Origin of the sequence: Microvenator marinus, from assembly GCF_007993755.1 — a bacterium.
Taxonomy (GTDB): domain Bacteria; phylum Myxococcota_A; class Bradymonadia; order Bradymonadales; family Bradymonadaceae; genus Allomicrovenator; species Allomicrovenator marinus.
The window spans coordinates 3880937-3892175 of the sequence record NZ_CP042467.1; the positions used below are offsets into that span (position 1 = coordinate 3880937).

Genomic DNA, 11239 nt, shown 5'->3' on the forward strand with positions numbered 1-11239 from the left:
TACAATGTACCCTCACAGGGTAAGGAGGTTCAAGGTGACGAAGAAAATCAAACAGTACAGACGGTTCACAGATTCGTTTAAGGCCGACGCAGTGCGCCTCGTGGAAGAACAGGGCCTCAGTGTGGCTCAGGTTTCGCGCGACCTTGGGATCAACGCAAACTCGCTTTACAATTGGGTCAATGCTTCACGGGAGGCTTCTAGTAGCGGTTTGAGTACCGATGAGGCCGCCGAGTTGGAGCGCCTTCGCAAGGAGGTCAAGGTCTTGCGTGAGGAACGTGAAATCCTAAAAAAGGCGGCGGCCTTCTTCGCCAAGGAATCGAAGTGAGATGTCGATTCATTGAGGTGCAGAAGGCTCTGAAGTGGTCCTGATTTTCTAGACACCTAGTTACAATCTACCCCTCGTAGGGTAAGGAGGTTCAAAGTGACGAAGAAAATTAGTATAGACGGTTCACAGATTCGTTTAAAGCCGACGCAGTTTGCCTCGTGGAGCAACAGGGTCTGAGTGTGGCTCAGGGGTCAACGCAAACTCGCTCTACAACCTAGGTCAATGCTTCACGGGAAGCTTCTAGCCGCGGTTTGAGTCCCGATGAGGTCGCCGAGTTGGAGCGCCTTCGCAAAGAGGTCAAGGTCTTGCGTGAGGAACGTGAGATCGGCGGCCTTCTTCGTCGAGGAATCGAAGTGAGATATCGATTCATTGAGGCTCAGAAGCCCTATCAGAGCATTGTTTCGTTGTGCCGCGTCATGGGAGTTGCGAGGGCGACGTTCTATGCGTGGCGACACAAGTCCGAAGATCTTGGCACAAATTCGTGACATTCGTGGCGAATCCAAAGGTCACATCACCAAGATGCAAGCATTTTAGCGCTGGTGCGTGTTGGCTTGTAAGCCGCATCGTTGTCGACTAGCTTGCGCCTGTGAAAATGGAATGGAATGAGCCAGTTGAGGGTGCATGATGAAGACACCTCATGTTGTGTACGTAACATTTGACGGAATAATGGAACCGCTTGGCGAGTCCCAAGTGGTGCGTTTTGTGGAGGGCATAAATGCGGTCTGTGATGTCAAGTTTACAATTGTCTCACTGGAGAAAGGGAGTGACCTTCGGAACTTAGTTAGGCAAAATGAAATGAGGAGGCGGTTGCTTCAGCAAGGGATTGATTGGGTGTTTGAACAATACCGTGCTGGCGCGGTGGGCGTTTGCGGTAATCTTGCGCTGATCGCTCGGATAGTTGGTCAAATCGCTGACAATCAAGGTATTGATTTACTGCATGCGCGAAGTTACTTGCCTGCTTTGGTTTGTGAAACTATGCAGGTGGCCCACGATATCCCCGTGATTTTTGACTTTCGAGGATATTGGATCGACGAGAGAATTGAAGAAGGCCGTTGGTTCACCAACCCACTTTCCATTGAAGTGGGGCGAATGATTGAGCGTCATCTCTTCCAGAATGCAACAGCAATAGTCAGCCTAACGCATACCGCTGCGAAAGATATTCAAGAGGGCCGATTCGGAAACGTATCCGCTCCAATAGTGGTTATCCCTACTTGTGTTGATACCGTTCGTTTCAACCTTAGCCATCGCATGGCGCCTCGACCAGCACCCTTGGCCGGAAAGAACGTCATCGGGTGGGTTGGGTCGTTAAATACGTCCTATTTGGTGGACGAGAGTCTCGAGCTTACTCGTTGGATTCTAGATGAGGACCCTAATGCGTTCTTTTTCGCTTTGACCAAACAGGTCAGCGACTTCCGCGAAAGAGCTCTGCGAAGAGGGGTGCCTCAAGCACGAATGCTGATACAGTCAGTGGAGCATTCTGAAGTACCTCGATGGATGGGCTGTATGGACTGGGGTTTGCTTTTACTGAAAGAGAACGTCGCGAAGCGCGCATCGATGCCTACAAAGTTGGCAGAGTTTCTAGCCTGTGGTGTCCGTCCAATCTATCACAGCTGCAACGAAGATATGGCGAACGTCATGATGAAAAGCCAAAGCGGAATTCGTGTAGACCTTGGAAGAGCGCTTAGAGACATTGCTATGGAAGTTACCCGAAGTGATAAAGTCTCAGTCGACAATGGGTGGGATCCTGTCGAAACCCATTTGGGTTTGCGCGCTGGTGTGGAGAGATATGCCCGTCTATATAGGACGCTCTCCCAATATCAATCGACGCGAATAGATGTAGCTGAAAGGGAATTCTAACCTGCCTTGCTAAAGTGTGCGGGAAATGGAGAGTTGATTGAAGATTTTGTTTGTAACTGACGGAATTCACACCCCTGCGTCTAGATTTCGTTGTTCACAGTTTTTTGAACACTTTGAAAAGAGTGGTATCGAAGTAGACATTCGGTATGGATATGGCGCTGCGTATAACGACGCTATAAATCGACCATATGCTTTGGCTTACAAAGCGATAGGTCGTTTGCGGCGTGCCTATCATCAACTTTTCTACAAAGACGCCGATTTGATCTTCTTGCAACGCACAGCTTTCCCGCACTCAGGTTTAGTTGAAGAAGTCGGTTCTATGAGAGACGTCCCGATTATTTTTGATTTTGACGATTCGCTATTTGTTAATGGAAAAGGGGAGTTTAGTGCTCGACGAGGGGTAGCCTTCGCTACAGCAGTACGCGTTTCAAATCATCTGATTGCCGGGAATCGATACTTGGCGAATCAAGCAGGCCGACTTGACAAAACTACAATTATCCCAACTGTAATCGATACGGAGATGTATCGGCCGAGAATAGCGCCAAAATCGAATGCAAAGATTGTGGTTGGATGGATGGGTACAGCTGGAAACTTCCCGTTTCTAGAATCATTGGTCCCGGAATTACGGCTTCTACTGGATAGAAGGTCTGATGTTATCGTTCGGATAGTGTCGAATCGAGTGTTCAAGCCACTCGCAGGCGTCGAGCGAGTTCAACAGATACAATGGTCGCCACAGTTGGAGGTTGATTGGTTGCAGTCATTTGATATTGGACTGATGCCTTTGGTTGATTCACCCCTAACCAGGGGTAAATGCGCTTTCAAAATGATACAGTATATGGCGGTGGGTATTCCTGTTGTAGTATCTCCGGTAGGAGCCAACTTGGAGGTGTTTGAGAGTAAAGAGAGTATCGGGTTTATGCCGACCGGAGAGTGGTTCGAGGCTTTAGATGCTCTGGTTGACGACACCTCCCTGCGACGACGGATGGGTGCAGCTGGGCGCGAACGTGCAGTTGCAGAGTATTCCATCGAATCTGTGCTGCCACGTTATCTCAATCTCTTTGAGTTGGTCGGCGGCTGAACGCTTTTTATAGGTACCAGCAGCAAAACGAGTACCCAAAACAGCGGTACCATTGGAATTCGGTAGCGGGAAAGTGTTCCGAGGTTGGTGGCTGCTAAGCCGAGAGCCACCGCGAAAATCAACACGTAACCGAAACAAAAGAGTAAGAAGGGGTTAGATATAATTGTTTGAAAAGTCGGTCGGACACCACGGCGGTGCAAGGTAAGAAGCAGAAGCCACAAGATGAGAGTGGTTTCTAGAGAGTTCACAAACATTGCGGGATTTCGGGACTCAAAAAAGAAAGGTCTAAAGAGAGTGGAGACGATAGCGATGGGTAGATTCGCAATTTGGCCCCTTATTCCTTGCTCCTTACTCACCGCTTGAACTTGAAATGATGAGCCACCTTCTTGTCGGCGATAGGCCTCTTGGAGTGTGGCCGTTTCTTGGGCGACTTCTTCCAAAGAGTATTCGGGAAACAATCTACCCATACCCAGCATTGCCAACACTGCAACAGATGATATCAAAACTAAATGCCATAACCTGAGAGTAAGTCGAGCATTTCGGTTGAAATGATCGGCCAAGAACCATCCAAGTCCAGCTATGCAAATCACCACCAAGACGTAACTTTTTGTGATGAAGGTTAGGAGCATCCCAATTGAGAGGAAGACTAGGAAATATGGGTTTGGCTTGCGATGCCTGATCAGGCTCGAGAGCCCGTAGAACATGAACCCCAAACCGGTCATTGCTACGGATTCTTTGATGATACCGCTCGACCAAAACACAACTGAGGGTATCAGCAAAGCTGCCACCATTGCGCGCGGATGATACCTTGGCGATAGTTGAGTCTTTAACCCAAAGTAGAGGGCTAGTTTTCCGACAAAAGAAGCCAGCGAAAAGACCAAGCACTTTGAAAGTATTGAGTCTCCAACAAATAGGCTCACAAGAGCGGATAGTCCAAACATCACCCCTGTTGACGTCCCTGCTCCTTGAATCCAAGCGAATTGGTTGTTGCGTCCTTTGCCAATAAGATCAAAGAGGTCGGGGATCAGCCGGGGATCTTCAGAGATTAAGCGACTTATGTATTCGCCGACTGCATGGTACAAAAGCATGTCGCCACCACCATAAATATGCAGGTGATAAATGACTTGGGCGACTGAAAAGAAAATGTGAGTCAAAAAGGATAACCAAACCAGTTTGACCTCAGTTCGTTTGAAACCTCGAGTGAAGTATGAAAGGACGATTGATCCGAAGAATACGAGTAGTGCGAAAGCGACCATTATCCAAAAGCCTCGCTCATTAGGGATCGGCTTTGATGGTATAATCTCATGTTCTCGCTGCTTTTCTGACTTTGGGGAATCCGAAGCAGATAGCTTCTATAGTAATGTGTGGTCAAGAGCGTAGCAATGAACGAAGTATATTATGGCGATAATCCAGCTTTCGTAGTGTCTCTTGATTTTGAATTGCACTGGGGAATCTTGGATCACACGCCACTGGCGGATTGCCAGGCGCTCTTACTGAATGCTCGAGAGGCAGTTCAAAGAATGCTAGTGGAGTTTGAGGCACGGGAAGTCCGGGCGACTTGGGCTACAGTTGGCGCACTCTTCTGTGATGGGAGGGAAGAGTTAAGTACCTATCTGCAGGAGGATCCGAACTATTCCGACACCCGGCTCGGGGTGAATCGTCATCTTGCAATTTTGGGAGAATCAGAAAAAGAGGACCCATTTCATTTTGCACCGAGCTTAGTTCGCGAAATCTTGAATACGCCTGGGCAGGAGGTTGCAACTCATACATTCGCCCATATTTATGGATACGAGGAGGGTGTTTCTGAGAGTGATTTTAGAAACGACCTGGGCGCCGCTCTAAACGTTGCTCAATCCTGGGGCCACCGTATTAGGTCCATTGTGTTTCCGCGCAACCAGTTTAGTCCCCAAATGCTTCAGACCATTCACGACTTGGGAATTGAGACGTTTCGCGGCACTCCCTTGAATCGAGGTTGGGGTGGAAATCCTGAAATTGACCTCGGCCAACGGGCGATGAGGTTGGTGGATGCGTTCCGTCCGCTCGCCGACCCTCTCCCCGTGGTGCGCGGAGAAGGCCCAATTGATGTTCCTGCGACGCTCTTCTTTAGGACGGATGTGCCACGACCGGCGCGTCAGCTCATATTGAATAGGGTTAGGGCCGGCCTCAAACATGCGGCCATGCATGGAGGAACCTTTCATCTATGGTGGCACCCTCACAATTTTGGACACGACCTGGAAGCCTCGGTGACCATGCTTGTTGAGGTGTTGGACTATTTCGAGATTCTGCGCGATGAGTATGGCATGCAGAGTCATTGCATGCAGGATTTCAGAACATGGGAATCAATGAGCCAGCCATGAGAGAAGTGCGTTTGAGCCGAAGTGATGGAACCATCACACGCCTCCAAGGGTTGTTCTCCAAGAATGGCTGGGAACGGTCCAGAGAAGAGCTAGAGTGGCAGTTTCTAAACAATCCGCTCAGCGAAACGTGGATTAATGCCGCTGAATCGTCAGATTCACTGGCCGCTATCTATGCTGCATTGCCGAACCGTTTCCAACTCTTTGAGCAAGAAAGCGTTTGCTTGCAGTCACTCGATACATTGACGGATGAAGCATTTAGAGGCCAAGGGCTCTTCGTCAAATTGGCTAGCTCACTCTTCGGAGAAGCGAAGAGTCAGGAATTAGGATTCATCTACGGTTTTCCCAATGGGAATTCACGCCACGGGTTCTTCAAAAAGCTCGATTGGAAAAACTACGACCCCCTTCCATTTCTTTTGAGGCCAATCAATCCGAGCTACTTCCTACCAGGCATGCTCAAAGGGCTGAAACTTCCTCAGATCAAGGGCTTTCAAGTTGGTGCACGTTGCCCGAGTAGGGCGGAATTGGAAGATATAGATGTTGAGGCAATCTGGGATGGATTTCGTGGAACTTTCGACGTGGGGCTGATTCGCGATCGTTCCTACTTTGAATGGCGACTCGCCAAGCCGCATCAGAACTATAGAATCTTCGCATTGAATGACGAAGGATTCATCATCACGAATCTGATGGAAAAACACGGGGGCAGGATTGGCTACGTGGTTGAGATGATGACGCGCAATGGTGCAGCGGATGTTGAACTCGCCTATGATCTGCTCGAATTTGGCGTGCGCGACCTAGTTGACTCAGGGGCCGATGCCGTCTTGGCCTGGCATTTTCAACATTCGCCCTACTTTCTATCCTATCTTGCCAATGGCTTCTTGCCCCTTCCCGAGAGAGTTAGACCCATTGAGCTCCATTTCGGAATGTTGCCACTTGGTGCTGCGCAGGCGGTCACACGCCGGGATTGGTACTTGAGTTACTGTGACTCGGACACGGTCTAATGAAGACCATCGTTTTCGCAATAACGGAGTTTGGGCCAGGTGGGGCGGAGACTCAGATACTGCGTTTGGGACAAAGTCTTGTAGCGCGCGGTTGGAAGGTTCACGTATTGTCGTTGCTGGAGCCAGTCGGGTTTTTGGAAGAGGCAAACGCAGCCGGCATAGTAGTTTCTTCACTCAAGATGACCCGTGGTCAACCGACGCTTCGTGACTTTCAAAACGCTCTTGAATTCGTGCGTCGTGTCAAACCCCATGCGCTCGTTGGATTTCTCTTTCACGCGAACCTGCTCGTTTCATTGCTGAGGCTCTTTGCAGGAGTTCCAAGGGTGATCATTTCGTTGCGCGGCGAAGACTACAATCCTAGAAGACTGATGATTCAACGCACACTCCTAGGCCTTAGGCTTGCGGACGTGCTTGTCACGAATTCTAAACGCCTTTCTAAAAGACTTGTTGAGTCAGGTGTTGAAGGTAGCCGCATTCACGTGGTGCCGAATCTTCCTCCGCCTATGAAGCACCTTTCGTCGCGTAACCTTTCCGGAGCATTTAGGTGGATCGCGGTCGGGAATATACTGCCCGCCAAAGACTATGCGAACCTTCTTCACGCGGCGAAGCTATTGGAGAGTTCTGAGACGCCCTGGGCTATCCAGATAGCTGGAGCGTTTTATGATGCAGCCGAAAGGCGTCGGGTCGAAGACTTGATTCAAGTCCTAGGTCTTGAAAAGGGGGTTGAGGTTCTTGGGGCGAGAAGTGACGTAGAAGAGTTGATGCACGCCTCCAACGGCTTCGTACTTTCGTCGCGTGAAGAAGGCCTGCCGAACGCGTTAATCGAGGCTATGATTTGTGGAACGCCGGTGGTGTGTACTGACGTGGGTGGTACAGGCGAGCTCGTGTCAGACGGCTTAAGCGGAATGCTCGTTTCCAAAGAGAACTCCGAAGCCCTTGCCACGGCCATGAACCACTTGATGACGCTTGATCAGCGTGAACGGGAAGAGTTAGCGAAGCGGGCCTATCTCAAGGTCACGGAGCTCTGCGAGCCTGAGAAAGTTATTGGTACTTGGGAGGCTTTGATTGAGTAGACTACTCTTCTTTTTACCGAGCCTTCAGCCTGGTGGAGCCGAAGGCGTATGGGTGAAAATTGCCAATCAAATGTCTTTCAATCATGAGGTTCATTTTGCGTACGGAATCACCGGGAGTTTGGAGACGACTCTGAGCGAAAGAGTTGAGAGACATGACTTGGGTGCTGCGCGGGCTTTGAGTTGTTTGACTCCACTCGTTGAGGTTTTGGGACGAGTTGAGCCGGATTGGCTCCTCGCCACTCTCAATTATGCCAATGTGGTCGCTGTTTGGAGTACCTTGCTAAGCGACAAGCCAATAAAGGTTGCTCTACGAGAATCTACATCGTGGGAGCGTTTTGACGATCAGCGCAACACCTGCAGCCAAAGGGTCCTACCTGCAGTCTTGCCATCGGTATACAGGCAAGCCGACTTGGTTTTGGCTCCGTCTATTGGGATTCAGAAGCAACTTGTGGAGCGAGGCGTTCAAACCTCCCTTTTGGCGAATCCAGTGATTGATCAGGATCTGTTCAGATTGAGCCAAGAGCCGTCTACTTGTCGCCGCCCATTTGTGCTCGCCGTTGGCCGTTTGGTTTGGGAGAAGGGATTTGATGCGTTGCTTGAATCGTGGGCCATTTCAGGACTTGGAGCGACACTTGACTTGGTCATTTTGGGTGAAGGCCCAGAGAGGGAAAGGCTGGAAGGGTTAGCAACGCACTTGGGAGTCCGAGGAAGCGTGAAGATGCCGGGATTTGACACAAATCCCTTTAGGTACATGGCAAATGCAGAACTCTGTGTGCTCTCGTCTCGCCACGAAGGTATGCCCAATGTGTTGATTCAAGCCTTGGCGTGTGGTGCTCGTGTGGTAGCCACCGATTGCAAGACTGGTCCTCGTGAGGTGCTTGAGGATGGCAAATGGGGTCAATTAGTCCCAGTGGACGACATTGAGGCGTTGGCCGATGGACTGGAAGTCGGATTGAATAGCCCCAAGCCCCAAGGGATTGATCTTAGTGCCTATCAGGCCAAAAACGTTGCGGCGGAGCTAGAGCGAATGCTGGAAGAGTTTGACGCATGAGTACGTTCGTATCGTGAGTGTGCGTCAGGTCTACTTCCAAGATATTGCGAAAGTTGGGGCCTCTGGTGAGGCAGTTTTCCCACGTTGGAGGCGAGTGACACTAAGCCGGCCACAAGCAGGGTGGTTGCCGAGTCTTGCTTTGGCAATCATACCTAAGCGGCTTCCACCATTACAATAATTGAATGCCTGCAAAATCAGTGGTAGGTCATCAGATTTTGCAGTCCTGATTAGCGCCAAGGGTCAAAAAGTGAAGTATCGTCCGGAAATCGACGGTTTAAGAGCTCTTGCTGTTGTTCCTGTTATCCTTTTCCACGCTGGTTTCGAACTTTTCAGTGGCGGCTATGTGGGAGTGGATGTTTTCTTCGTTATCAGTGGGTTCCTCATAACGACTCTATTGATCGAAGATATAGAACATCAACGATTTAGCATGCTTGACTTCTATAAGAGACGAGCGAGGAGAATCTTTCCAGCCCTCTTTTTCGTCATGCTGATTTGTGTTCCATTCGCGTGGACTTGGATGCTCCCAAGCCAATTCCAAGACTTCAGTCAGAGTCTTGTAGCAGTTAGCCTTTTTGCGTCCAATATGTTGTTCTGGCGCGAGAGTGGCTACTTTGATGCGGTTGCGGAAGAAAAGCCATTGCTGCACACGTGGAGTCTAGCGGTGGAAGAGCAGTACTATGTGCTCTTCCCGATATTCTTGTTGTTGACTTGGCGTTTCGGAAAGCGACGAGTCTTTTGGGTCGTGTTGGCGATGGCAACAATCAGTCTAGCCGTTAGCGAGTGGGGGTGGCGAAATGCTCCAGCGGCTAACTTCTATTTGGCCCCCACCCGTGCATGGGAGCTACTTGCTGGGTCCATAGCTGCTTTTATAGTGCAAGAGCGCGGTGTAAGAAAAAACAATGCACTTGCCTTCTTGGGATTGGCGGCGATATTGTTCGCGATACTCGCATTTGATGAATCGACACCGTTCCCTAGCGTATATGCGCTCATTCCCGTTGTTGGTGTCGTTCTACTGCTATTATATGGGCACACAGATACAATTGTTGCGAGACTACTAAGTAGGAAAGGTTTGGTTGGGGTTGGTTTGATTAGCTATTCGGCGTACTTGTGGCACCAGCCGCTCTTTGCATTCGCAAGAATCAAACTACCAGAAGAACCTAGTGCCTTCGTCATGGCGTGTTTGTCGGTCGCTTCACTCCTTCTTGCCCGTGTTTCTTGGCGATATGTAGAGAATCCATTTAGACGCGCAAAAGATAACAAACGCATTTTTGGGGCATCTGCATTCGCCATAGCAGGCTTTGTGGGGATAGGGTTGATCGGCCACTTCAATAGTCAGGAGTTCGAAGACTATTGGCTCTCCAAACAGCCCAGGGAAATGCGGGATACGTACAGACTAGTCAAAGCCGCCCAAGGCGACACATCAATTGATCCTGAGGAATGTCGATTTAATATTGGTGACGTGAATTCTGACATCGAGACAAGACTTTCAAGTTGTTATGATCAATTCGGTGCTGGGGTACTTATATTGGGTGATAGCCATGCAAATGACTTGTTCAATGTAACGGCTTCAAAGTTTGATGAACGTTTCTTGGTTGGCATAACTCAGGGTGGTTGTCGACCACACAGCAATTTCGATTACTGCAACTACAGCAAAGTCATGAATCTGATTCGAACTCGTAGCAGGATTTTCAAGCTCGTGATCTTCGAGCAGGCTGGCTTCTATCTGTTAAAGAAGGAAGACGGAACCCCTGGTTCGCGAGGAATCTTCTCGAACCTTGGTATGGGAGAAGGCGTCGAAGAGGTCGTGGTAGATGAGGAACATGTGCAGGGAACCTTTCTCTACTTGAAGGAGCTTTCCAACATGGTCCCAGTGAAGTGGTTTCTACCACGTGCTGAGCCACATATCCGCACAAATTTCATTCTGAAAAATGGATGTACCCACAACTACTCTTATCGCATGAATCAATATGAAGCATTTCATAAACTAGATAGGTACATAGAGAGGCTGATTAGAGAATCGACAGGTCACAATATACAACCGTCCAACCAGAATTATTTTTTTAGATTCGAGTTTCCGCAAGATTTCATGAACTGTAGCCAGCTCTTCTGGAAAGATGGGGATCACTTTTCACCGGCAGGCGTGAGCTATTTTGGAAGTCGGCTTCCCGATGACTTTCTATCAGTGCCAGATTAGGCTGCGTGCTCGAGACTCTTTTGTGGTGCTAGAACTGTAGTGGTCGTGATTCTTTAGACCGAATTAGAATCGAACGATGACAAACCCAAGAAACAGATTTTCCCCATGCGGCTTGTTCGTCATACCCGTGCTGACCACAAATCCGAGTGGGCCACTATCACGTCGGTGGCCATCAAGATCGGATGTGTACTTCAAACGCCGTAAGGTGGCTCATTTGATTCGCAATTTAGAATTGACGGAAATGCAGGCAGCATAAACTATGAATCAAGTGTCTACGATTTCAGGACCTGGACGGTCTTGTAGTGA

The 11239-nt window shown here is 49.4% G+C and carries 9 protein-coding genes and 1 pseudogene; 8 read left to right on the plus strand and 2 right to left on the minus strand.

Annotated features, from left to right (window positions below):
* Nucleotides 1-4: 4 nt before the first annotated feature.
* Nucleotides 5-196: pseudogene (locus FRD01_RS25010) on the plus strand (transposase); the annotation flags it as partial.
* Between the two features lie 356 nt (nt 197-552).
* Here the strand turns inward: FRD01_RS25010 and FRD01_RS15960 are convergent.
* Nucleotides 553-813: a hypothetical protein gene (locus tag FRD01_RS15960; RefSeq protein WP_146961364.1), complete on the minus strand. Its 261-nt coding sequence runs from the start codon at nt 811-813 to the stop codon at nt 553-555.
* A gap of 133 nt (nt 814-946) precedes the next feature.
* On the opposite strand from FRD01_RS15960, the gene FRD01_RS15965 reads away from it, so the two are divergent.
* Both FRD01_RS15965 and FRD01_RS15970 read left to right on the plus strand, forming a co-directional pair.
* Nucleotides 947-2182, plus strand: coding sequence for a glycosyltransferase (locus FRD01_RS15965; RefSeq protein ID WP_146961366.1), 1236 nt, complete (start codon nt 947-949; stop codon nt 2180-2182).
* A gap of 37 nt (nt 2183-2219) precedes the next feature.
* A complete protein-coding gene (locus FRD01_RS15970) occupies nt 2220-3260 on the plus strand; it encodes a glycosyltransferase family 4 protein (RefSeq protein WP_146961368.1) in 1041 nt (346 codons plus the stop codon).
* Here FRD01_RS15970 and FRD01_RS15975 read toward each other — a convergent pair.
* Nucleotides 3227-4414 (minus strand): hypothetical protein, encoded by a 1188-nt coding sequence (locus FRD01_RS15975; RefSeq protein ID WP_146961370.1) that lies wholly within the window; start codon nt 4412-4414, stop codon nt 3227-3229. The two genes, FRD01_RS15970 and FRD01_RS15975, sit on opposite strands and share 34 nt — an antisense overlap.
* A 228-nt stretch (nt 4415-4642) precedes the next feature.
* Between FRD01_RS15975 and FRD01_RS15980 the strand changes: the two genes are divergently transcribed.
* From FRD01_RS15980 to FRD01_RS16000, 5 genes are all read left to right on the plus strand, one after another.
* Nucleotides 4643-5617, plus strand: coding sequence for a polysaccharide deacetylase family protein (locus FRD01_RS15980; protein WP_146961371.1), 975 nt, complete (start codon nt 4643-4645; stop codon nt 5615-5617).
* A complete protein-coding gene (locus FRD01_RS15985) occupies nt 5614-6615 on the plus strand; it encodes a GNAT family N-acetyltransferase (RefSeq protein WP_249755671.1) in 1002 nt (333 codons plus the stop codon). Before FRD01_RS15980 ends, FRD01_RS15985 begins: the two co-directional genes overlap by 4 nt.
* Nucleotides 6615-7688, plus strand: a complete 1074-nt coding sequence (locus tag FRD01_RS15990) for a glycosyltransferase (protein ID WP_146961375.1) — start codon at nt 6615-6617, stop codon at nt 7686-7688. Before FRD01_RS15985 ends, FRD01_RS15990 begins: the two co-directional genes overlap by 1 nt.
* The gene (locus FRD01_RS15995) at nt 7681-8739 is read left to right on the plus strand and encodes a glycosyltransferase (RefSeq protein ID WP_146961377.1); all 1059 of its coding nucleotides are present in this window, start codon (nt 7681-7683) and stop codon (nt 8737-8739) included. The genes FRD01_RS15990 and FRD01_RS15995 overlap by 8 nt, the downstream gene beginning before the upstream one ends.
* A 247-nt stretch (nt 8740-8986) precedes the next feature.
* Nucleotides 8987-10933 carry an acyltransferase family protein gene (locus FRD01_RS16000; RefSeq protein WP_146961378.1) on the plus strand — a complete coding sequence of 649 codons (1947 nt, stop codon included), beginning with the start codon at nt 8987-8989 and terminating at the stop codon, nt 10931-10933.
* The last annotated feature ends 306 nt before the right edge of the window (nt 10934-11239 follow it).

What these genes read in the sequence shown, in the direction of transcription:
- FRD01_RS15965 (WP_146961366.1), top strand. Translation starts at nt 947, where the DNA reads ATGATGAAGACACCTCATGTTGTGTACGTAACATTTGACGGAATAATG.
- FRD01_RS15980 (WP_146961371.1), top strand. Translation starts at nt 4,643, where the DNA reads ATGAACGAAGTATATTATGGCGATAATCCAGCTTTCGTAGTGTCTCTT.
- FRD01_RS15985 (WP_249755671.1), top strand. Translation starts at nt 5,614, where the DNA reads ATGAGAGAAGTGCGTTTGAGCCGAAGTGATGGAACCATCACACGCCTC.
- FRD01_RS15960 (WP_146961364.1), bottom strand. Translation starts at nt 813, where the DNA reads ATGTCACGAATTTGTGCCAAGATCTTCGGACTTGTGTCGCCACGCATA.
- FRD01_RS15990 (WP_146961375.1), top strand. Translation starts at nt 6,615, where the DNA reads ATGAAGACCATCGTTTTCGCAATAACGGAGTTTGGGCCAGGTGGGGCG.